We start from the raw sequence: 21,636 nt of genomic DNA, 5'->3' as shown, positions 1-21,636 counted from the left end.
GCCCGGCGCAACCGGGCAAGCCCCTCTGCGGCATTACGTTTCGCAATGTTAGTTATAGGAACAATACGCTTCATAATTCTTTGGGGCCACCATAGCGTGGACGTATCCCGCCCGCCCGCACCCTTGAGGATTCCCTGTGGCACCCCCTCCGCCTTCCACGGCAACCGTCAGCCAGCCCGTCATCGATTCCGCAGTTTCCCCGTCACCGCAGTCCGCGTCGCGGACACCGTCACTGGAGCCGCCGTCACCGCAGCCGCAGGACGTCACCCAGCCGATCGCCGTCGTCAGTGAACGGCTGCCTTGGCGCCACACCTTCATTTCCCTCCGCGTCCCCAACTTCCGCATCTTCGCCATCGGACACTTCATCGCGGTGATCGCACTCTGGATGCAACGGATCGCGCAGGACTGGCTGGTGCTGCAGCTGTCAGGCTCCGTCACGGCGGTGGGCATCACCGTGGCGCTGCAGTTCATGCCGTCGCTGGTGCTGGGGCCGTGGGGCGGGATGATGGCGGACAGGTTCCCCAAGCGGAAGATCCTCATCCTCTGCCAGTCGGTTGCCGCAGGGCTTGCCGCCGCCCTTGCCATCCTGGCGCTGAGCCAGCGCATTGAAGTGTGGCACGTCTACGCGATCGCTCTCGTTCTAGGGCTCGTCACTGTGCTGGACCAGCCGGCCCGGCAGGTCTTCGTCAACGAACTCGTGGGCCCCACGTACCTGCGCAACGCCATCAGCGTGAACTCCACGACGTTCCAGCTGGGCGGGCTGATCGGACCCGCACTTGCCGGCATCCTGCTCACTGCGGTGGGCGCAGGCTGGGCCTTCGCCGCCAACGCCGCGGCCTGCTGTTCCACGGTGGCCATGTTGCTGCTCCTGCGCAAGGACCAGTTGTTCATCTCGGCACCCGCACCGAAGCGCAAGGGGATGCTCCGGGAGGGGCTGCAGTACGCGCTGAGCAAGCCCACCATCTACTGGCCGTGGCTGATGGCCGGGTTCATCGCCGTTTTCGCCATGAGCCTGCCTGTGCTGCTGGCCGCGTTCGCCGACCACGTATACGACGCCGGTGCCGGCGGCTACGGCCTGCTGAACGCGCTGGTGGCGCTAGGTGCGCTCGCCGGGGCGATAACCTCCACCCGCCGCCGGCAGCTGCGACTGCGGTCGGTGGTGCTGGGCGCCGGAATGTACGGCCTGATGCTCTGCCTGGCGGCCCTGGCGCCGTCCATGGTGTGGTTCGGCGCCGCTATGGTGCTCTCCGGTTTCTGGTGCCTGATGTTCCTCACCGCGGCCAACCAGTTGGTGCAGATCAGCTCCAACATGGGGATCCGCGGACGAGTCATGAGCCTGTACATCATGGTGCTGATCGGCGGCCAGGCCATCGGCGGCCCCATGATGGGCTGGATTGCCGAGCACCTGGATCCGCACACCGCCATCCTCGTCTCCGGCGGGATGCCGGTCCTGGCAGCGGTGACTATCGCCGTCGTGCTGGCCCGGCGCGGCGAGCTGACCCTCAAGGTGGACCTCAAGGACCGGCGCCGCCTCCTCCGGATTGTCAGCCGGACGGCGAAGAAGCCGGCGCGCCGCCTGCCCGGGAGTGCCAGGCTCACGGCGCCCCAGCCGGCCCCTACCCGCCCAGAGGGGCGTGCGGGTACTCCGCCTGCCGCTGCTGGAACTGCAACACGTCCTTGTTGAGGATCTCGCCGGCGCGGATTTCAATGGCGCGGGCGATCGTCTCGTTTCCGGCCCAGGCCTCGGGGCCGGAGATGACGGTCTCCAGGAAGGGAAGCAGTGCCTCGCTGATTTCCCAGCTGGAGGCGTTCCACAAGTAGGACGGACTATGGTCCACGGCGTAGTAGTCGATATGGTCGCCCACAGTGAGCATGGGCTCGGCGAAGGTGGTGGTCTTCGCCCAGCTGAAGCCCATTCCCTCATCGCAGGAAACGTCCACGATCAGGCTGCCGGGACGGAACGCGCTGAGGTCCTCTTCACGCAGGTACGTCAGCGGGGCGTTGGGGTCCTGCAGCGTGCAGTTCACCACAATGTCGCTCTCGGCCAGGAACGGTGCCAGCGGCACCCGGCCGCGTTCGGTGATGACCTGGCTGAGGAACGGCGCCTTGTCGTCATGGTCGAACTGGGCGATCCGCACCGAGTGGATGGGCGAGCCGACGGCGGCCACGCCCCGGTTGGTGAGCACCTGGACATCGTGGATGCCGTGGGCGTTCAGCGCCGTGACGGCACCGCGGGCCGTGGCCCCGAAACCGATGACGACGGCGCTGAGCCGCCGTCCGTAGACACCCGTGGAGCCGGTGAGGGCGAGGGCGTGGATGACCGAGCAATATCCGGCCAGTTCGTTGTTCTTGTGGAAGACATGGAGGCCGAAGCCGCCGTCGCCCGCCCAGTGGTTCATGGCCTCGAAGGCGATCAGCGTGAGCTTCTTGTCGATGGCCAGCTGGGTGACGGCGCGGTCCTGGACACAGTGCGGCCAGCCCCAGAGGACCTGGCCGTCGCGGAGTTCGGCCAGGTCCTCCGGCTGCGGCTTGGGCAGCAGGACGACGTCGGCGTCGGCAATGATCTGGCCCCGGGTGGCAATCCGTCCCACGAGGGTGGCCAGGTGTCGGTCCGAAACGCCGAACCGTTCACCGTAGCCTTCTTCGAGGATGATGTTCCGCCGCAGCCCAGGTGCTATGCGGTCAAAGTGCAGGGGATGGAGCGGGAGCCGGCGTTCGTCAGGCTTGCGCGTGCTGGCCAGTACTCCGAGGCTGAGGTGGTTCTGGGAACCGGTCACTTCTTTTTGGGGCTCGCTGCCTTGGTGGCGGTTGCCTTGTCGAGGGAGCTGGGCGGCGCTGCCGCGGCTCGCTTGTCGGCTCGTTTTTCCTTGATGGATTTGCCGGATTTTGCGGATGCTGCTTGACGCGGGGACTTGTCAGCCATGATTGCTCCTGTAGCGGAACCGAAGGGGTTCCTGACTTCTGACGATACAGGTAGCCGCCTAATGCCCCGGCGGAAGAAGCAGGGTGGAAGGAATGGAGCGGCTGACGGGAATCGAACCCGCGTATCAAGCTTGGGAAGCTAGCGCTCTACCATTGAGCTACAGCCGCAGAGGGACCAGCCACTACCTCGGCTGCGTCCCGGTTGCGTCAACCGGATTTACTTTACCCCAGCCGTGCGCACTCCCAGAACAGGGACACGTCCGTCCGGCGAAGGCGCCCTTTCGATAACGCTTCGGTCCTTTCGATAACTCTTCGGTTAAGGCACGGCCGCAGCCGCTCCGACGCTGTCCCGGCTGACTATCCTGTTGGGGTTAGCTGCAGTATCAGGGGAACGGGCTACGCACGAAAGCTGTCCGACTATCAAGGGATCCCCGTGGCATTTGCAGAGTACGAGGTCGTCGTGGAACGCGATGCCATGACCGTGTACCACTTCCTGCAGGACGGGCTGAACCTTCCCTTGTGGCGGGAAGGGATCCGGAACATTGAACTTCGCTCGGGCGCGGTGGGCGCCTGCGGTGCCGTTTATCAGCAGACCCTGGCGGGCCCGGCCGGCCGCCCCATCGCCGCGGACTTCCAAATCACCCAGCTCCGGCCGGGCGCCGAGATCCAGTTCCAGGTGGTTGCCGGTCCGGCCCGCCCGCACGGCGGCTACTACCTGAGCAGTGAGGGAGCAAACACCCGGATCAGGTTCGCGCTGGAATCACGGCCCAAGGGCCTGGCCGGACTGATGGACTTCATGATCCAACGGACCATGAAGGCGGAGGTCGCGCAGTTGGAACGGCTTAAGGAAGTCCTGGAAACGCGGCCCGCGGAGCCCTGACTGACGTTTGAGGCGGCTACTGGGCGAGGCGCTGCCCCGCCCATGCGCCGGTAATGGACGACGGCGACGCCAGGGTTCCGGTGCTGAGGTCCCAGTACTGCACCACGTCGCCCGTGCGTCGAAGGGCCAGCCCCGTCGAGTTCAGGCCCGTAACGTCCCGCAGCGGACGGATGGCTGTAACGTCCGACCATCCGCTGGCCACCACCGCACGGGTTTCGGCGCGCGGTGCCGGCGCGCCTGAGCCGCGGAAGAGGCGGACATATCCGTCGGATTGGCGGGCCAGCAGGTCCTGGAAACCGTCGCCGTCGTAATCGGCCATGGCGAGCCGGTTGGCTGAGACGCCGGACGCCATGAGCGTCCGCTCCACCAGGTCGGTCTTTCCCCGGTTCGGATACAGCCAGAGGTTGCCGGAACCGTCCAGTGCCACCAGCTGCGGGAGCCGGTTGTTCGCGCACCAGCCCCCGACCGCCAGGGTCATTCCGGCCCACCCGGACTGGCCCAGTGCCGCGGCCGGAAGGAATCCGCCGCCCGCCGAGCCTGAGTGCAGAGTGACCCGTCCGTCAGTCCACTGGACCAGGACGTCAAAGACGCCGTCCCGCTCCCAGTCCGTGACAAAGAGTTCCTTGGCCGAGCCGAATCCGGTCCCGATGACCTGCTGTGCACCGTACCCCCGGTTTCCCAGGGACGGGCGGCTGACGAGTTCCCCGGACGAGTTCACCGATACAAGGTCTCCGGGACCCTTGATGGCGGCTGCCGCCAGGTCCGTCGTGGGCGGCATGTGCCGCACCAGCGGATCGCACATGCTGGCGGGCTGGTCGGGCATCGCAGTGCTGCCGCCCGGGCTGCTGGTGGTTCCCGCTGGCAGCGTGCCGTATCCGAAGAAGTCCACCACTCCCCACATGGTGTAGCGGTTGGGCGTGGTCTGCCAGTTGCCGTCCGTGAAGGTGATCCCGATGCCCATCACGTTGAACCGCGGGTCCTTGAGGATTGCGTTGTGGGCGGGTGAGCCCTTCCACCACTCCACAAGCTGTGCGGCGTCGCGGTCCCAGCGGACGGCGATGACCTCACCGGCGCCGTTGGTGGGGCTGAGTGCCCGGGAATCGGTCCAGAAGCTCGAGCGGTGCTCGATGACTTCCCGGGACGCGATGCTGTCCGACCACTCCTGGGCCATAGAGGCAACAGTGGCGTGGTACTTCACGGCGGGCAGTCCAAAAGAAGCTCGGTAGGTGTTGATGGCGTTGAACACCGCCAAAATCTGGGACGAGGCGTCGTCCTTGACGAGGGCCTGCGCCGTCAGGGATTCGGTCCGGAGGGCCTCGGTGCCGGCGGGGACAGGCTGGGTCTGCGGCCCGGCCTGGGTGAGGGCCGCCAGATCGGCGTCGGTGGCGGACAGCGGAGGAATGGACGCCGGCTCCGGCGGGGAGTCCGCTGCTGGCGGCGGAGTGCCCGTGGAGAGTGCGCCGCCACCTGCGTCGGTCGTTCCTGAGGTATCGGCCAAAGCGGCGGATGTGACGCCCGGGTCCACTACCGCGATGTCCGGGTCCACGGCGGGGGTGAGCCGCTGTCCCGGTGCGGCCCCCGCGGTGCCCGTGTCGCCGTCGTACGCGAACGACGGCGGGCCGAGGGTGACGCTCTGCGTCTGCTGGCCCGCAGCTGAGGACGCAGGGGGATTCGAGCTTGAGGAAGGTCCCCCCAGCTGGCCGGCCGCGGGCGGGATCAGTGCCAGGGCGCAGACCAGGAGCGCCAGTGTCCGTGCCGAAATCTTCCTCAAGCCAACCCCAGATCCGTCGGTGCCGACTCCTTAATGTAGGGCGGGCAACCGTCACAGCCGCAACATCAGACTCATCCTGTAACGGAGATGACGTTCCTTAACAGCAGCAACAGTAACGCTGGACCGCGGGCTCGGCAATGGTGCGGTATTTTTGAGTGTGCTGATCTCTGACCGCGATATTCGTGCCGAAATTGATTCCCAACGGATTGTCCTGGATCCCTATGACCCGGTGATGGTCCAGCCGTCTTCCGTGGACGTCCGGATTGACCGGTTCTTCCGGTTGTTCGACAACCACAAGTACGCGCACATCGACCCCGCCGAGGACCAGCCTGAGCTGACGCGCCTGGTGGAAGTGGACCGCGGAGAGCCATTCATCCTCCACCCGGGCGAGTTCGTGCTGGGCTCCACGTATGAAACCGTCACCTTGCCGGACGACATCGCGGCCCGCCTCGAAGGCAAGTCCTCACTGGGCCGGCTGGGGCTGCTGACACACTCCACCGCAGGGTTCATCGATCCCGGGTTCTCCGGCCACGTCACGCTGGAACTGTCCAACATGGCCACGCTGCCCATCAAGCTGTGGCCGGGGATGAAGATCGGCCAGCTGTGCTTCTTCAAGCTGAGCTCGGCCGCCGAATTCCCCTACGGTTCCGGCGAGTACGGCAACCGCTACCAGGGCCAGCGCGGCCCCACCGCCAGCCGCAGCTACCTGAACTTCCACCGCACCGAGATCTGAGAGAGCGTCGCCGGAAAGGCGGCCGGATCTGAGAGAGCGTCGCCGGGAGGGCGGCTGGATCTGAGAGAGCGTCGCTGGAAAGGCAGCAGGATCTGAGAGAGCGTCAGATGGGGCGGGCGGCCGGCCGGGGTTTTGCCGGACGGCGGCGGAGCATCTTGACGGCCGGCTCCACGTAGCGTGCCGCCAGCGGTCCCATGATGGCCATGATGAGCACGTAGGCCGTGGCCAGCGCAGCGAGGTCGTTCGGCACCACGCCGGAGGCCACCGCCAGGCCGGCGATGACGATGGAGAACTCGCCGCGGGCAATCAGCGCGGCTCCCGCGCGGAACCTACCGGGCAGGGCAATTCCCGCCCGCTTTGCCGCCCAGATTCCGGTGATCATCTTGGTGGCGGCCGTGAGGACCGCGAGCATCAGGGCCCACCCGAGGACCGGCGGGATGGACGAAGGGTCGGTGTTGAGGCCAAAGACCACGAAGAAGATGGCTGCGAACAAGTCCCGCAGCGGCTCGAGGATGCGGGTTGCGCTGTGCGCGGTGGCGCCGGAGATGGCGATGCCCAGCATGAACGCCCCCACTGCCGCCGAGACCTGCATGGCGGCGGCCAGCCCGGCAACGAGGAGCGCCGCGCCGAGCAGGTTCAGGAGGAATACCTCCGAATTTTCGCTGTGCACCGCCTTGGACACGTGGTGCCCGTGCCGCAGGGCCACCACCAGCACCACGGTGACCACTGCGAGGGAAATCCCGACGGTCTGAAGTCCCACCAGGAAGCTGACCCCGGCGAGGGTGGCCGTGAGGATGGGCAGGTATACGGCCATGGCCAGGTCCTCAAAAACCAGGATGGAGAGCACCACCGGGGTTTCGCGGTTACCGATCCGGCCGAGGTCCGTGATCACTTTTGCGGCGATGCCGGAGGAGGAGATGTACGTGACGCCGCCCATCACCATTGCCCCCACCAGGCCCCATCCCAGCAGGACAGCCAGCCCCGCTCCGGGAATGAAGTTCAGCACGAGGTCCAGGACGCCGGCCTTCCAGGACCGGCGAAGCCCGGTGACAAGCTCGGCCGCCGTATATTCCAATCCCAGCATAAGTAGCAGGAGGATCACGCCGATCTCGCTGGAGAGATGGGCGAATTCGTGCATTCCTTCGAGCTTGACCAGCCCGCCGGCCCCGAAGAACAGCCCGCCCACCAGGTACAAGGGTATGGGGGACATCCCGATCCGCCCGGCCAGCCTGGCCAGCAGGCCAAGGCAGAACACGACGGCCCCCAGTTCGATGAGGGTTAGCGCGAGCGGGTCCATGCCGCTCAGCCGTTGCGCAGGATATCGGCCGCCGTATCGAGACCTTGTTGCGTTCCCACCGCCACGAGCAGGTCGCCGGGGTGAAGGACGACGTCGGGCCCTGGGGAAGGGACCACTTCGCCTTCCCGCATGATGGCGACGATGGAGACGCCGCTGCGGGTGCGGATGCAGGCCTTGCCCATGGGCTGGTTATGGAATGGTGAGTCCCCGCCGATGGAGAACTGGCGTGTGACGATCCCGGGAATTTCGCGGTGCTCTTCGGACAGCTGCATTGCCAGGCGCTGCCCGCCCAGCAGGTTGCCCAGGGCCGCGGCTTCATCGGCGGTCAGGGGGATGGATGCCTGGCACGTATCGGGATCGTCCCAGGTGGAAACGATCAGTTCCGTCTGCCCCTCCCGGTATTCCACCACGCCGATCCGGCGGCCGGAAGCAGTCATGAAATCCTTGCGCCTGCCAAGGCCAGGGAGGTCTGTCTCATCCACGTTCATGGCACCAGCCTAGTCCGCGCAGGGGGAGTTGGAGTGTCGATACGGCGAATTACCGGCCGCAGCTTCAGGCCGCCGGAACGACCGCGATTTCCACTTTTCCGGGTGCCTTGACCGGCAGGAGTACCAGCAGCCCGGCCAGCAGCACCACCATGATCCCGAGGATGCCCCAGCGCTGGGCTTCGCCGGGCGCAACCAGCGGGGAGGCCGCCGCGATGCAGAGCGTGAAGAGTGTTGGTGCCAGGAAGCTGACCGCGCGGCCGGTGGTGGCGTAGAGGCCAAAGAGCTCCCCGGATTCACCGTGCGGCGCCAGCCGGGCAAGGTAAGCGCGGGAGGAGGACTGGGCCGGTCCAACGAAGAGGCACAGGAAGAGCCCGAACACCCAGAAGGTGGTGGTGCCTGCCCAGGCCTGGCCGAAGAAGACGTAGCTGCCGTTGCCCAGTACCAGGATGACGGTGCCCGCAAGCAGCAGTCCGATGAGCGAGCCGATGATGACCGCTTTCGGCCCGACCCGGTCATCCAGGAACCCGCCGATCATGGCCCCCACAGCCGCGACCACGTTGCCGAAGATGGCAAAGAAGATGACTTCCTTCAGTTCGAAGCCAAAGGTTCCCGCAGCGATGATTCCGCCAAACGTAAAGACGGCGGCCAGGCCGTCACGGAAGATGGCGCTGGCGAGGAGGAAGAAAATGGTGTGCGGGCTGGTCCGGTAGATCGCCTTGATGCGGCGCACCAGTAGGCCGTAGGAAGCCAGGAGACCCAGCTTGGCGGCCTGCCGCGGCCTGGGCAGCTCCGGTACGGCGAATAGGACGGGCAAGGCAAAAATGAAGAACCAGAGCGCGGAGAACACCGCCACGAGGCGGATGTTGAGGCTGTCCTCGGTGGACGCCCCGAACCAGGCGAAGCTGGGCTGGACGAACAGCTGCAGCACGATCAGGAGTGCGACGATGCCGCCCAGGTAGCCCATGCCCCAGCCGAAGCCGCTGATCTTGCCGATGTTCTTAGGGGTAGAGACCTGCGCCAGCATGGCGTTGTAGTTCACCCCGGCGAATTCGAAGAAGATGTTGCCCAGGGCGATGAGCGTGACGCCCAGCAGCAGGAACTCCGGCCGAGGGAACACAAAAAAGCACAATCCGGTCAGGACCGCGACGGCGGCCGTGTTGACTCCCAGCCACAGCTTACGGCGGCCGCCGGTGTCCGAACGTTGGCCAGTCACCGGGGCAAGGAGGGCGATGGCCGCCCCGGCAATGGCCAGCGCACCGCCTAGCACCGCAGAGGCCTGGTCCTCGCCGCCGAAGGCGTTGGAGGTGAGGTACACAGTGAACACGAACGTGGTCATCACGGCGTTGAAGGCCGCCGAACCCCAGTCCCAGGCGGCCCACGCGAGGACCTTGCCCCTGCTGGTGGCCAGGGTTCCGGACTCCAGTTCGGACGGGGGCTGCGTAGCCGCGGAGGCGGTGACGGGGTTCATAGGCTGAATGCTATCCGCCGTCAGCGCAACAAGGAGTCAACGAAAGGTGGAAACTCCCCGGCAGCACGGGGAATACGTGCCCCGGCAGCCGTATGCGTGTGAAAAGTGTTTGCATCCGCTTGATAAACTGTCTGCACCGAACCTGACGAATGACCGCCTGCTCCAACTTTTGACAATCGAATTCCTGACGTTGCGGAGATACCAGTGATCACAGTCCTTGCCGTGCATTTCGCGGTGGCTGCCGCGGCGCCGTTCTTCTTCAGGAAATTCCGCAGGAACTCGTTCTACGCGCTGGCCGCGGTTCCCGCGGGCTCGTTTGTCTGGCTGCTGCTGCAGCGCGACGCCGTCTACCAGGGCGCGGCCGGCCAAGCCGACGCGGCACCACGACCCACAGGCAGCGCCGTCACCCAAATACTTCCCTGGATCCCCGAACTCAAGATCGAGCTTGCGTTCCGGATGGATCCCCTGGCCTGGATCATGTCCCTGCTGGTGCTCGGGGTGGGTGCGCTGGTGCTGGTGTACTGCGCGCGCTACTTCAAGAACAAGGACAGTAACCTCGGCGGCTTCGGCGCCCAGCTCCTGGCCTTCGCCGGGGCCATGTTCGGCCTGGTCACGGCCGACGACCTGCTCCTGATGTTCATCTTCTGGGAGCTCACCACGGTCCTGTCCTATCTGCTGATCGGTTACGCCCGCACCAGGCTTTCAGCCAGGCGTTCGGCCCTGCAGGCGCTGATGGTCACCACTGCAGGCGGTCTGGCCATGCTGGTGGGCCTCATCATCCTGGGCTTCAGCGCCGGAACGTACCGGATCTCGGCCATTTTGGAGCAGGCTCCCGGGCTGGCGTCCGGGCCGGCGGCCGGGGCCGTGGCCGCCGCCGTCGTGCTGGTCCTCATCGGTGCCGTCACCAAGTCCGCGCTGATCCCGTTCCACTTTTGGCTGCCTGGGGCGATGGCGGCCCCCACCCCGGTAAGTGCGTACCTGCATGCCGCGGCGATGGTGAAGGCCGGGGTGTACCTTGTGGCGCGGCTGGCGCCAGGGTTCGCGGAAACGGCGTACTGGCTGCCCATGGTTCTGGGGCTGGGCCTGGCCACGATGCTGGTGGGCGGGTACAGGGCGCTCCGGCAGACCGACATCAAGCTCATCCTGGCGTACGGCACGGTCAGCCAGCTGGGCTTCCTCACCATGGTGGTGGGCCTGGGCAAGCCGGATGCGGCGCTGGCCGGGCTGGCCCTCCTCCTGGCCCACGGACTCTTCAAAGCCACCCTGTTCCTGGTGGTGGGCATCATCGACCACCAGTCCGGAACCCGCGATCTCCGCAAGCTGTCCGGCGTCTACAAGTCCTCCCGCGCCCTTGCCGTGGTTGCCGCTATCGGTGCCGCGTCCATGGCCGGAATCCCGCCGCTGGCGGGCTTCGTGGCCAAGGAATCGGTGTTCGAGGCCTTCGTGCACTACGGCACGTCCCCTGACGTTGCTGCCCCCTGGGGCCTGGTGGTGCTCGTGGGGCTGGTCCTGGGGTCCATTCTTACTTTCGCCTACAGCGCCCGTTTTATGTGGGGCGCCTTTGCGTCGAAGCCCGGCATCGAGCCCACCCCGTTCAAGGCCATTAAGCCGTCCTTCCTGTTCGCCCCTGCCGTGCTGAGCCTGCTCACCATCGTCTACGGGCTGTGGCCGGCACCGGTGGACGGCTGGATCCAGCCGTACGCTGCGGAGTTCGTGCACGACGGCGGTGATCCGGCCAAAGCCGCGGGCCACCTGGCGCTGTGGCACGGACTCACTCCCGCACTGGGCCTGACGGCCCTCACCTTCGTGCTCGGCCTGGCCATGTTCTACGGCCGCACCCTCGTAGCCAGGGCGCAGGGCTCCGTGCCGGCGTGGGTGGACGGCGACCGCGCCTACCAAATGACCATCGGTGCACTTGACGACGTCGCCGTGTGGGTCACGGGACGCACTCAGCGTGGTTCGCTGTTCTTCTACCTCGCCGTGATCCTTACAGTGGCGTTCGCACTGCCGCTCACCGCCCTGCTCATTGCCGGGAAACCGCTGCCCGACGGCCTGTATTTCATCGACCCCAATTCGCCGCTGCAGCTGGTGGCCGGCGCCGGCATCGTGATCGGGGCTCTGGCGGCCGTGCGGGCGAACAAGCGGTTCCTGGCCGTGCTGATGGTGTCCGTGACCGGCTACGGCATCGCACTGATGTTCGCCCTGCAGGGTGCGCCGGACCTCGCCCTGACCCAGATGCTGGTGGAAACCATCATCCTGGTGGCGTTCGTCCTGGCCATGCGCAGCCTGCCCGCGGAGCTCCGGGACCGCACCGGCGGCAAGTACCGGGTGATCCGCGTGATCATCGGGGCGGCGTTCGGAGCCACCATGATCTTCGTGGCCATCTACGCCATGGGCGCCCGGGTTGCGACGCCCGTCTCCCTGGAGTTCCCGCGGCTTGCCTACGAAGGCGGCGGGGGACTGAACATCGTCAACGTCACCCTCGTGGACATCCGGGCGTGGGACACCTTCGGCGAGATCTCCGTGCTGGCATTGGCCGCCACCGGCGTGGCCAGCCTCATCTTCGTGAAGGGCCGCGGTGACGGCATCCGGGCCTCGTCCTCCGTGGCCGAGGGGACAGTGGGCCGCCGGTCCAGTGCCGGCCAGAGCTCCCGTGACAGCGCGGCACTGGCCCTGAGCCGTAAATTTGCGGCCTCCACCCGGGACGCCTGGCTCGTCGCCGGGCGCACCATGGCCCCCGAGCGCCGCTCCATCATCTTTGAGGTGGTCACCCGGCTGGTGTTCCACTCGATGATCGTCTTCTCCATCTACCTCCTGCTGGCCGGCCACAACCTTCCCGGCGGCGGCTTCGCCGGCGGCCTGACTGCAGGACTCGCCCTGACCATCCGGTACCTGGCCGGCGGCCGCTTCGAACTGCGGGAGGCCACCCCGGTAGGCGCGGGCACGCTCCTGGGAATCGGGCTGGCCACGGCCGCGGCCTCCGGGGTGGTGCCGCTTCTGCTGGGCGGGCAAGTGTTCCAGAGCGCCATCATCGAACTGTGGCTGCCGGTGTTCGGCGACATCAAGTTCGTCACCTCCACCATCTTCGACATCGGCGTTTACATCGTGGTGGTGGGGCTGGTGCTGGACGTGCTCCGCAGCCTGGGCGCCGAAATCGATGAGCATTTTGAAGAAGACCCGAACGGCGAGACCGAAGGGCAGGAACCGGACGGAATTCCGGCCGAAACCACCGGGAGGGGGAAGGCGTGAGCGTCAACCTGACACTGCTGACCGTCATGGGCGCGCTCTACGCGTGCGGCATCTACCTGATCATGGAACGCAGCCTCACCAGGGTGCTGCTGGGCCTGATGCTGCTGGCCAACGCCACCAACCTGCTGATCCTGGCTACCGGCGGCTACGCCGGCCTGGCCCCCATGTTCAGCAAGGACACGGACCCCGGGGACTACAACGATCCCCTCCCGCAGGCACTGATCCTGACGTCGATCGTGATCTCCTTCGCGGTGACCGCGTTCATGCTGGGCATCATCTACCGAACCTGGGTGCTGGCCCGCCGCGATGAGATCCAGGACGACGTCGAGGACATCCGCGTTGCCGAAACCCCCAGCTTCGATGCGGAGGATGATTCCGAGATTCCGCTCGAAACGTCCGAGTTTCCGCTGACCATGATCGGTTCGAACGGCAAGGGCATCACGGATTCGGACCTTTCCGGCCGCAGCGGCGCGGACGGCAGCGGCGGGGGCGACAGCCCCGACGCGGGCGAACCCACCGTGAAGGTGGGCGCCCGCACCATCAAGGCCGAGGACGCCGCCGCCGAAGAACAGCCCGGCTCCCAAAACGTGACCCCCGGCCCGGAAGGAGGCGTGAAGTGAACATCGCAAGCTTTGCCCCGCTCGCCGTCGTACTTCCCATCCTTGGTGCCGCGCTGACGTTCGTGCTGATCCGGCACTCGCGGGCCCAGCGGGCCGTCAGCATCACGCTGCTGTCGCTGACCCTCCTGCTGGAATGCGTGCTGCTGGCTTCCGTCTGGGACGGCGGAACCGCCGCCGTCAACATCGGCGGCTGGCTGCCGCCGTGGGGCATCGTGATGGTGGTGGACCAGTTCTCGTCCCTGATGCTGGTGGTCTCCTCCACGGTCAGCCTCGCGGTGCTGGTGTACGCCACCGGCCAGGGCATGGCCGACGGCGACCAGGACGCGCCGCTGTCCATCTTCCACCCCACCTACCTGATCCTGGTGGCGGGAGTGTCCAACGCGTTCCTGTCCGGCGATCTCTTCAACCTCTACGTGGGGTTCGAGATCCTGCTGACGGCAAGCTATGTGCTGATGACCCTCGGTGGAACCGGGCCACGCATCCGCGCCGGCGTCACCTATGTGGTGGTCTCCGTGGTGTCCTCCGTCCTGTTCCTCATCGCCATCGCCATGATCTACGGGGCCACCGGAACCATCAACATGGCGGACCTCGCCGTCAAGCTCGCGGACCTGGACTCCGGGACGCGGATGCTGCTGCACGTGATGCTGCTGGTGGCCTTCGGGATCAAGGCGGCTGTGTTCCCGCTGTCCTTCTGGCTGCCTGACTCGTACCCCACCGCACCCGCCCCCGTCACCGCCGTGTTCGCCGGCCTGCTGACCAAGGTGGGCGTCTACGCCATGGTGCGCACCGAGACGCTCCTCTTTCCGGGGGACTCGCTGAACACTCCGCTGATGGTGGCGGCCCTGCTGACCATGGTGGTGGGCATCCTGGGTGCGCTGGCCCAGAGCGACATCAAGCGTCTGCTCTCGTTCACGCTGGTGAGCCATATCGGCTACATGGTGTTCGGGCTGGCGATGTCCTCCGTGGCAGGACTTGGTGCGGCCGTGTTCTACGTGGCCCACCACATCACCATCCAGACCAGCCTGTTCCTGGTCACCGGCCTGATCGAACGCCGCGGCGGGAGCTCGTCGATCGACCGGGTTGCCGGCCTGGCCAAGCTGTCCCCGATGCTTGCCCTGCTGTTCTTCGTTCCCGCCATGAACCTGGCCGGAATCCCGCCGTTCTCGGGTTTCCTGGGCAAGCTCGGATTGCTGCAGGCCGGTGTTCAGCTGGGCACCCCGCTTGCCTACGCCCTGGTGATCGGCGGCGTCCTGACCAGCCTGCTCACGCTCCTGGCCATTGCCCGGGTGTGGAACCGCGCGTTCTGGCGCAAGCCCGAGGACGCCGAAAACCCCGACCCCGTGCTGCTGGCGCCCCCGGAGGACTCCGACACCGGCGACCGTGCCGGCAAACGCAACGTCACGCTCCTGCCGCGCACCATGGTGGGGTCGACTCTGGGGCTGGTGGCTTTCGGCGTCGCACTCACCGTGTTCGCCGGCCCGCTGTTCCGGGTGGCAGACCAGTCCGCGGTGGAAATGCTGGACAGGTCCTCCTACATCCAGGCGGTCCTGGGTGAAAACGCCCCCGTGCCCCCGATCGCGCAGCCTGAGCCCGCGCAGCAGGAGGGACAGAAATGAACCGCCGACGGATTTCCATCCGGCAGGAACTGCCGCTCCTCGTGTGGCTGGTGTTTGTCTGGGGTGCCCTCTGGCAGGACTTCAGCCCCGGAAACCTGCTGTTCGGTGCGCTCATCGCCGTAGTGGTGGCGCGGCTGTTCTACCTGCCCCCGGTGGAACTGGGCGGCAGGTTCAGCATTGTGCGGGCCGTCCCGTTCGCGATCGTTTTCCTCGGCAAGGTGGTGGCCGCCAGCTTCCAGGTACTCTTCCTGGCCCTGGCCCGGGGGCCGAAGGTGAGCAACGCCGTCGTCGCCGTCCAGTTGCGGAGCCACTCGGACCTGATGGTGACAGCCACGGGCCATGTCCTCTCGCTGATCCCGGGCTCGCTGGTGGTGGAGGTGGACCGCTCCACGTCGACGCTCTACGTCCACGGGCTCAACGTGCGGAGCGGGGAGGACATTGCGAACCTGCGCAAGGAGGTCCGGGATGCCGAGGCAGCGTTGATCAGGATCATGGGCACCCGCGAGGAACTGGCCGCACTGAAAGAGGAAGTGGGCGCATGATGGAAATCGTCCTGACCATAACGGCCGTGATCCTGTCCCTGGCGGCAGCCGGAGCCATCGTCCGGATCGCCATCGGGCCGTCCCTGCTGGACCGGGTGCTGGCCTCGGACGTATTGCTGGCCATTATCGGGGCCACGCTCTGCATAGACATGGCCGTCAACAGGCACCTGAACAACCTCATGCTGCTCGTGGCGCTGTCCATCATCGGTTTCATCGGGTCCGTGACCGTGGCGCGCTTCGTGGCCGACAGGCGGGAGCAGCCCAATGAATCCTGAACCCTCCGCCGTGGACACCATCGTTGACGCGGTGTCCGCCGTCTTCATGGTGGTAGGCGCCCTGATGTCCCTCGGTGCGGCTATCGGCCTGTTGCGCTTCCCCGACCTGATGAGCAGGATGCACGCCGCCACCAAGCCGCAGGTGCTGGGGCTCTTCCTGCTGCTTGCCTCGGTGGGCCTGCAGCTGCGGACCTGGTGGGTGTGGCCCGTGCTGTTCGTGGCGTGGATCTTCCAGGTGCTCACCGTCCCGGTGTCCGCGCACATGGTGGGCAGGGCCGGCTACCGCACCAAGCACCTGCACAAGGAACTGCTTACCACCGACGAGCTGGAAGCTGTGGTGCTGAAGGCGGCAGACAAGAAAGCGGCCGCCAAGCGGGCCGCCGACGAGGACGACGGCCCGGCCTAGCGGCGGCCCTTGAGGGACTAAACGATGTCCTGGCTCTTGGCGAAGCGGGTGATGGCACGCTGCGTGCCCCGGTTGGCCAGGACCTGGATGATGGCGCTGACAGCGGCCGAAATCAGTGCAAAGGTCAGGGCGCTGCGCAGGGTGGTGGGGACGTCGTCCTTGTCGCCCTTGGGCGGCTTACGGCCGGTGATCTTTTCCCAGACGACGTCAACGGCCTTCGTGCCGGCGAATCCGGCCAGCAGGCTCACTCCGGTTCCAAGCAGCTTGATGAAAAAACTCACTCCAGTACCCCTAACAGGTGGGAAACGACGGAAACAGGGCTTCCCCTAGCCTAACCGCATCAACCCGCCCGGATCACCGCGCATTGTGACACCCGCCCCGGGATTTCGCAGCCCCGCGGGTGTAAACTGATCCACGCCCATAAGGGCGAATTGATACGACAGGGGAGCGTCGCCGTCGGCCATCACTGGAAGAGTCCAGGGAACCGGAGGCGGGCGCTGAGAGTGCGGACAGCCGCAGACCCTCGAACCTGATCCGGTTAGTACCGGCGCAAGGGAGTCGAGTTCTCAGAGTGTCCGGCAGCAGGCGGCGGAAGCCGTGGAGCGCCCGGGGAACACTCTCCCCTCCTGTACCTCAGGAGGAAGAAAAATGACTGGAATTACCGCCAAGCAGTCGCTTGGCAACAGCAAGTACAGCTGGCGTGTGGTGGACATAGTGGTTGCCGCGTTGATCGCAGTGGCCGGCGGCGTCATCTTCTGGGCCTGGTCCCAGGGAGCCGCCGCAGTGTCGCCGCCCATGAACGCCGTCTACCCGCCGCTGACCGGCCTCATCGCCGGCGGCTGGATGATTCCCGCCGTCCTGGGCATGCTGATCATCCGCAAGCCCGGAGCCGCCCTGTTCTGCGAAACTGTCGCCGCCACCGGTGAACTGATCATGGGCTCGCAGTACGGAGCGTCAGTGCTGTTCTCCGGCTTCGTGCAGGGGCTGGGGGCGGAGATCATCTTCGCGGTGTTCGTCTACAAGAAGTTCAACCTGCCCGTTTCGCTGCTGGCCGGTGCCGCCGCAGGCCTCTTCTGCGGCCTGAACGACTCGTTCGCGCCCTGGGGCTGGAACATCGCCTACGCTGCCGGCGACAAGCTGGCCTACATCATCTTCACAGCCATCTCGGGCGCCGTCATCGCCGGCGGCCTGTCCTGGCTCGCCACCCGCGGCCTCGCCAGGACCGGTGTGCTGAGCTCCTTCGCCTCCCGCAAGGCAGCTGCGGAGCCCGTCTTCTCCTGATGAACGCACATTGCTCATGACGCCTTCCGACACCGTCCGCCCGGCCGCGGTCACGGCAAGGGGCTGGGGCTGGCGGCATGCCGGCCGGTCCCTGCCTGCCGTCCGCGCCCTGGACCTGGACATTCAGCCGGGCGAACGCGTGCTGCTGCTGGGTCCCTCCGGCGCGGGAAAATCCACGCTGCTGCACGCCCTCGCCGGGGTGCTCGGCGACAGCGACGCCGGAGCCCATCACGATGGCGCGCCGGATGCGGATGACTCCGATGAGACGGGCGCCCTGCTGATCGACGGCGCTCCGCCCCGCGCCCAGCGGGGGCGGACCGGCCTGATGCAGCAGGACCCCGAGACGCAGGTGGTCCTTTCCCGCGTGGGGGACGACGTCGCCTTCGGCGCCGAGAACCTCGCTGTGCCGCGCGCGGACATCTGGGCGCGCGTCGGCGAGGCGCTCGACGACGTCGGCCTGGCTTACCTGCCGCTGGACCACCCGACGTCGGCCCTCTCCGGCGGCCAGAAGCAGCGCCTGGCGCTCGCCGGCATCCTGGCCATGCGCCCGGGGCTGCTGCTCCTCGACGAGCCCACCGCCAACCTGGACCCTGCGGGCGTCCTGGAGGTCAGGGACGCCGTGGGCAGGTGCCTGGACAAAACCGGGGCAACACTGGTGGTGGTGGAACACCGCGTGGGCGTCTGGAAAGACCTCGTGGACCGGATCGTGGTGCTGCAGCCCGGATCGGCCACGGACTCCGCGGTGCTGCTGGACGGGCCCCCGGACCAGGTCCTGGCACAGGCCCGGGACATGCTTGTTGCCGCCGGTGTCTGGGTTCCCGGGTATGTGCCCGCCACCCGGGCGCGGTCCGGCGGCACCGGAGCGCAGGGTTCTGCGGGTGCCGGTGACCCGGGGGCGCACGGGGCGGGGGCGCCCGGGGGCAGGAACCTCCTGTTGGCGGCCGAGAACCTTGCCGTCTCCCGCGAACGTCCCCGCCGGCGGCGCTTCAAGGCTGTCCCTCCGGTACCGGTGCAGACCGGCATCACGGCGCAGGTCCGGGCCGGCCAGGCCCTGACCGTCACCGGGCCCAACGGTTCCGGAAAGTCCACGTTTGCCCTCACCCTCGCCGGGCTGCTCCAGCCCGTGGAGGGCAGGGTTTCCGCCACCGTTGACCTCAGCGAAGGCGCCGGGATCGACCCGTACAAGTGGAAAGCGGAGCAGCTGATCTCCCGGATCGGCACCGTTTTCCAGGAACCGGAGCACCAGTTCGTCACCGGCCGGGTGCTGGATGAGCTGATGTTCGGCCCGCGGCACCTGGGCCACGGCGAGGAACGCGTGGACGAACTCCTGGAGCGGCTGCGGCTGACCAAGCTGGTGGACGCGAACCCCTACACGCTCTCGGGCGGGGAGAAGCGCAGGCTGTCCGTCGCCACCGTGCTGGCCGCCCATCCCCGGGTGCTGATCCTCGACGAGCCCACGTTCGGCCAGGACGCCAACACCTGGGCGGAACTGGCGTCCTTCCTGTCCGAACTCCTCGACGCCGGCACCGCTGTGGTGTCGGTGACCCACGACCAGGAGTTCAGCGACGTCCTCGGCGGCACCGAGCTGAAACTTGATGCACCGGAACCCGGCCGGCCCGGACTGCGCAACCCGGAGGTGGCTGCCCCATGAGGGAAGCCTTGACCCTGCAGTCGAACCACGCCCTGCTGACCCGGGCCAATCCGCTGGCCAAGTTCGCCGTCGTCATGCTGATGACCGTGGTGCTGGCGCTGTCCATCGACTGGGTGTCCGCCTCCGTTGCTCTGGCCTTTGAGCTGCTGCTCTTCCCGCTGGCCGGACTGACCGTGGCGTTGCTCTGGCAGCGTGGCTGGCCGCTGATTCTGGCGGCTGCGCTGGGCGGCTGGAGCACCTCGATCCTGGCACCGGACAGCGGAAGGATCCTGCTCGACGTCGGCATCTGGTCCATCAGCGAAGGCTCGCTGGAGCTGGGGCTCGGATTCCTGCTGCGGGGGCTGGCAATCGCCCTCCCCGCGGTGCTGCTGATGAGCTGCACGGACCCGACCGACCTCGCTGACGCCCTCGCCCAGAAAGCGAAGCTGCCGCACCGGTTTGTGCTGGGCACCCTGGCCGCCATGCGGCTCGTGGGGCTGATGGCCGAAGAATGGCAGACGATCGGCATGGCCCGGCGCGCCCGCGGTGTGGGCTCCCACGGGAGTCCGGGGCAGCGCCTCCGGGCGATGCTGGGCCAGAGCTTCGGGCTCCTGGTCCAGGCCGTCCGCCGGGCCTCACGGCTTGCCGTCACCATGGAGGCGCGGGGGTTCGGCGGTGCGCGGCGGACCTGGGCACGTGAGTCCACGTTCAGCACCCTGGACATCTGGGTGGTCCTCGGCGGAGTGCTGATTGCCGCCGCGGCCGTGTCCGCCGCCGTCGGCGCAGGGACTTGGAATATGGTGTTCCTCGGGCAGCAATAGGCCCGGCCGCCACCCGATATATCGCACGGGATGAATAATCTGTGAGCTTGACGGCAGTTTCCGGCGTTTCGCAGGCTGGAATAACTCATGCGTGATATTTTTTTCGTATGACTCAAGAAACTGCTGAACACGTAGGCCTGCTGCTCCGCGATGCCCGCGGCGAGAAGGGCTGGACCCAGGGGCAGCTGGCAGCCGAGCTGGGCACCAGCCAGAGCGCCATCGCCCGGATGGAACAGGGCAAGCAGAACCTCAGCCTCAAAATGATCCAGCGGCTCGAGGCCATTGTGGGCCGCAGCATCGTCAAAGTGGGCCGCCCGCAGATGACACACCTCCGGGTGGAAGGCGGCCGCACGCTGTCCGGTTCCGTGGACGTCAACAGCAGCAAGAACGCCGGCGTGGCACTTCTCTGCGCCAGCCTCATCAACCGCGGCACCACCACGTTGCGCAGGCTGGCACGGATCGAGGAAGTGAACCGGATCGTGGAGGTGCTCACCAGCATCGGTGTCGAATGCACCTGGCTCAACGCCAACGACCTGCAGATCCGCCGCCCCGCAGTCCTGGACCTCGATTCCATGGACGTGGAGGCTGCACGCCGCACCCGCAGCGTGATCATGCTGCTGGGCCCGCTCCTGGACGAATCCGCCGAATACCGGCTTCCGTACGCGGGCGGCTGCGACCTGGGCACCCGCACCGTGGAACCGCACATGCAGGCCCTGCGCCAGTTCGGCCTGTCAGTGGACGCCAAGTCGGGTTTCTATTCGGTCCAGGCACCCCCGGCTGACGGCGACAACCGGACCTTCGTGCTGAGCGAACGCGGTGACACAGTCACCGAAAACGCCATCATGGCGGCCGCCCACCGCCGGGGCACCACGGTGATCCGCAACGCCAGCCCCAACTACATGGTCCAGGACCTCTGCTTCTACCTGCAGGGCCTGGGCGTGGTGATCGAGGGCGTGGGGACAACCACCCTGAAGATCACCGGCCTGCCGTCCATCGACGTCGACATTGAATACTTCCCGTCCGAGGACCCGATTGAGGCGATGAGCCTGATCACCGCCGGCATCGTGACCAATTCCGAGGTCACCATCCGCCGGGTTCCCATCGAATTCATGGAGATTGAACTCGCCACCCTGGAGCAGATGGGCCAGGAGTTGGAGATCTCCGGCGAGTACTTTGCCCGGAACGGCCGCACCCGGCTGGTGGACGTCACTACGAAGCCTTCCGCGCTGCATGCCCCCACGGACAAGATCCACCCCATGCCGTTCCCCGGCCTGAACATCGACAACCTGCCGTTCTTCGCAGTCATTGCCGCCAATGCCGAAGGCCAGACCATGATCCACGACTGGGTCTACGAGAACCGCGCCATCTACCTCACCGAGCTGAACAAGCTGGGGGCACGCGTCCAGCTGCTGGATCCGCACCGGATCTACGTCAACGGCCCAACCCGGTGGCGGGCCGCCGAGGTGGGCTGCCCGCCCGCCCTCCGCCCGGCGGCCTGCATCCTGCTGGCCATGCTGGCCGCCCGCGGGGTGTCCGAGCTCCGCAACATCTACGTGATCGAGCGCGGGTACGAGGACCTGGCCGAGCGGCTGAACACCATCGGCGCCAAGATCGAGTACTTCCAGGACTGAGCCGGC

At 66.8% G+C, this 21,636-nt stretch carries 20 protein-coding genes, 1 tRNA gene and 1 riboswitch; of the genes, 13 read left to right on the top strand and 8 right to left on the bottom strand.

Annotated features, from left to right (window positions below):
• Nucleotides 1-136: 136 nt before the first annotated feature.
• A complete protein-coding gene (locus AC1MDG_RS20080; RefSeq protein WP_479806356.1) occupies nucleotides 137-1,684 on the top strand; it encodes an MFS transporter in 1,548 nt (515 codons plus the stop codon).
• Here the strand turns inward: AC1MDG_RS20080 and AC1MDG_RS20075 are convergent.
• The 3 genes from AC1MDG_RS20075 to AC1MDG_RS20065 all read right to left on the bottom strand — a co-directional run bounded on the left by AC1MDG_RS20075 (nucleotide 1,617) and on the right by AC1MDG_RS20065 (nucleotide 3,090).
• Nucleotides 1,617-2,777, bottom strand: a complete 1,161-nt coding sequence (locus AC1MDG_RS20075) for a N(5)-(carboxyethyl)ornithine synthase (RefSeq protein ID WP_479806354.1) — start codon at nucleotides 2,775-2,777, stop codon at nucleotides 1,617-1,619. The two genes, AC1MDG_RS20080 and AC1MDG_RS20075, sit on opposite strands and share 68 nt — an antisense overlap.
• Nucleotides 2,774-2,923, bottom strand: a complete 150-nt coding sequence (locus AC1MDG_RS20070) for a hypothetical protein (protein ID WP_198011525.1) — start codon at nucleotides 2,921-2,923, stop codon at nucleotides 2,774-2,776. The genes AC1MDG_RS20075 and AC1MDG_RS20070 overlap by 4 nt, the downstream gene beginning before the upstream one ends.
• 93 nt (nucleotides 2,924-3,016) lie before the next feature.
• A tRNA-Gly gene (locus AC1MDG_RS20065) sits at nucleotides 3,017-3,090 on the bottom strand.
• A gap of 265 nt (nucleotides 3,091-3,355) precedes the next feature.
• Here AC1MDG_RS20065 and AC1MDG_RS20060 point away from each other — a divergent pair.
• Nucleotides 3,356-3,802: an SRPBCC family protein gene (locus AC1MDG_RS20060; RefSeq protein WP_479806352.1), complete on the top strand. Its 447-nt coding sequence runs from the start codon at nucleotides 3,356-3,358 to the stop codon at nucleotides 3,800-3,802.
• 16 nt (nucleotides 3,803-3,818) lie between these two features.
• Here AC1MDG_RS20060 and AC1MDG_RS20055 read toward each other — a convergent pair whose 3' ends face one another.
• Complete coding sequence (locus tag AC1MDG_RS20055; protein ID WP_479806350.1) at nucleotides 3,819-5,573, bottom strand: CAP domain-containing protein; 1,755 nt, start codon at nucleotides 5,571-5,573, stop codon at nucleotides 3,819-3,821.
• Nucleotides 5,574-5,730: 157 nt separating this feature from the next.
• Here AC1MDG_RS20055 and dcd point away from each other — a divergent pair, with 157 nt between their 5' ends.
• Nucleotides 5,731-6,306, top strand: a complete 576-nt coding sequence (dcd, locus tag AC1MDG_RS20050; RefSeq protein WP_043430109.1) for a dCTP deaminase — start codon at nucleotides 5,731-5,733, stop codon at nucleotides 6,304-6,306.
• 103 nt (nucleotides 6,307-6,409) lie between these two features.
• Here dcd and AC1MDG_RS20045 read toward each other — a convergent pair whose 3' ends face one another.
• The 3 genes from AC1MDG_RS20045 to AC1MDG_RS20035 form a co-directional block, all read right to left on the bottom strand.
• Nucleotides 6,410-7,603: a cation:proton antiporter gene (locus AC1MDG_RS20045; RefSeq protein WP_479806347.1), complete on the bottom strand. Its 1,194-nt coding sequence runs from the start codon at nucleotides 7,601-7,603 to the stop codon at nucleotides 6,410-6,412.
• Between the two features lie 5 nt (nucleotides 7,604-7,608).
• Entirely contained in the window at nucleotides 7,609-8,091 is a 483-nt protein-coding gene (locus AC1MDG_RS20040) for a cation:proton antiporter regulatory subunit (RefSeq protein ID WP_479806345.1), read from the bottom strand.
• Nucleotides 8,092-8,155: 64 nt separating this feature from the next.
• A complete protein-coding gene (locus AC1MDG_RS20035; RefSeq protein WP_479806343.1) occupies nucleotides 8,156-9,559 on the bottom strand; it encodes an MFS transporter in 1,404 nt (467 codons plus the stop codon).
• 204 nt (nucleotides 9,560-9,763) lie between these two features.
• Between AC1MDG_RS20035 and AC1MDG_RS20030 the strand changes: the two genes are divergently transcribed.
• Genes AC1MDG_RS20030 through mnhG form a run of 6 tightly spaced genes read left to right on the top strand, consistent with a single transcriptional unit; the run spans nucleotide 9,764 to nucleotide 16,267 of the window.
• Nucleotides 9,764-12,808 (top strand): Na+/H+ antiporter subunit A, encoded by a 3,045-nt coding sequence (locus tag AC1MDG_RS20030; protein ID WP_479806341.1) that lies wholly within the window; start codon nucleotides 9,764-9,766, stop codon nucleotides 12,806-12,808.
• Entirely contained in the window at nucleotides 12,805-13,428 is a 624-nt protein-coding gene (locus tag AC1MDG_RS20025) for a Na(+)/H(+) antiporter subunit C (protein ID WP_479806339.1), read from the top strand. The genes AC1MDG_RS20030 and AC1MDG_RS20025 overlap by 4 nt, the downstream gene beginning before the upstream one ends.
• The gene (locus AC1MDG_RS20020; protein WP_479806337.1) at nucleotides 13,425-15,044 is read left to right on the top strand and encodes a Na+/H+ antiporter subunit D; all 1,620 of its coding nucleotides are present in this window, start codon (nucleotides 13,425-13,427) and stop codon (nucleotides 15,042-15,044) included. The genes AC1MDG_RS20025 and AC1MDG_RS20020 overlap by 4 nt, the downstream gene beginning before the upstream one ends.
• A complete protein-coding gene (locus AC1MDG_RS20015; RefSeq protein ID WP_479806335.1) occupies nucleotides 15,041-15,586 on the top strand; it encodes a Na+/H+ antiporter subunit E in 546 nt (181 codons plus the stop codon). The genes AC1MDG_RS20020 and AC1MDG_RS20015 overlap by 4 nt, the downstream gene beginning before the upstream one ends.
• Nucleotides 15,583-15,861: an MrpF/PhaF family protein gene (locus AC1MDG_RS20010; RefSeq protein WP_479806333.1), complete on the top strand. Its 279-nt coding sequence runs from the start codon at nucleotides 15,583-15,585 to the stop codon at nucleotides 15,859-15,861. Before AC1MDG_RS20015 ends, AC1MDG_RS20010 begins: the two co-directional genes overlap by 4 nt.
• Nucleotides 15,851-16,267: a monovalent cation/H(+) antiporter subunit G gene (mnhG, locus tag AC1MDG_RS20005; RefSeq protein WP_043485115.1), complete on the top strand. Its 417-nt coding sequence runs from the start codon at nucleotides 15,851-15,853 to the stop codon at nucleotides 16,265-16,267. Before AC1MDG_RS20010 ends, mnhG begins: the two co-directional genes overlap by 11 nt.
• A gap of 17 nt (nucleotides 16,268-16,284) precedes the next feature.
• Here mnhG and AC1MDG_RS20000 read toward each other — a convergent pair whose 3' ends face one another.
• Nucleotides 16,285-16,548, bottom strand: a complete 264-nt coding sequence (locus AC1MDG_RS20000; protein WP_011693690.1) for a DUF4235 domain-containing protein — start codon at nucleotides 16,546-16,548, stop codon at nucleotides 16,285-16,287.
• Nucleotides 16,549-16,698: 150 nt separating this feature from the next.
• A riboswitch (TPP riboswitch) is annotated at nucleotides 16,699-16,841 on the top strand.
• A gap of 74 nt (nucleotides 16,842-16,915) precedes the next feature.
• Between AC1MDG_RS20000 and AC1MDG_RS19995 the strand changes: the two genes are divergently transcribed.
• The 4 genes from AC1MDG_RS19995 (at nucleotide 16,916) to AC1MDG_RS19980 (ending at nucleotide 21,630) form a co-directional block, all read left to right on the top strand.
• The gene (locus AC1MDG_RS19995; protein ID WP_043485112.1) at nucleotides 16,916-17,548 is read left to right on the top strand and encodes an ECF transporter S component; all 633 of its coding nucleotides are present in this window, start codon (nucleotides 16,916-16,918) and stop codon (nucleotides 17,546-17,548) included.
• A gap of 16 nt (nucleotides 17,549-17,564) precedes the next feature.
• Nucleotides 17,565-19,199, top strand: coding sequence for an ABC transporter ATP-binding protein (locus tag AC1MDG_RS19990; RefSeq protein WP_479806330.1), 1,635 nt, complete (start codon nucleotides 17,565-17,567; stop codon nucleotides 19,197-19,199).
• Nucleotides 19,196-19,999 (top strand): energy-coupling factor transporter transmembrane component T family protein, encoded by an 804-nt coding sequence (locus AC1MDG_RS19985; protein ID WP_479806328.1) that lies wholly within the window; start codon nucleotides 19,196-19,198, stop codon nucleotides 19,997-19,999. Before AC1MDG_RS19990 ends, AC1MDG_RS19985 begins: the two co-directional genes overlap by 4 nt.
• A gap of 107 nt (nucleotides 20,000-20,106) precedes the next feature.
• The gene (locus tag AC1MDG_RS19980) at nucleotides 20,107-21,630 is read left to right on the top strand and encodes a UDP-N-acetylglucosamine 1-carboxyvinyltransferase (protein WP_043485108.1); all 1,524 of its coding nucleotides are present in this window, start codon (nucleotides 20,107-20,109) and stop codon (nucleotides 21,628-21,630) included.
• Nucleotides 21,631-21,636 lie beyond the last annotated feature (6 nt).

It is taken from the genome of Arthrobacter sp. AIWTK1, from assembly GCF_056680535.1.
This window is presented reverse-complemented; position numbering and strand designations above follow the sequence as displayed.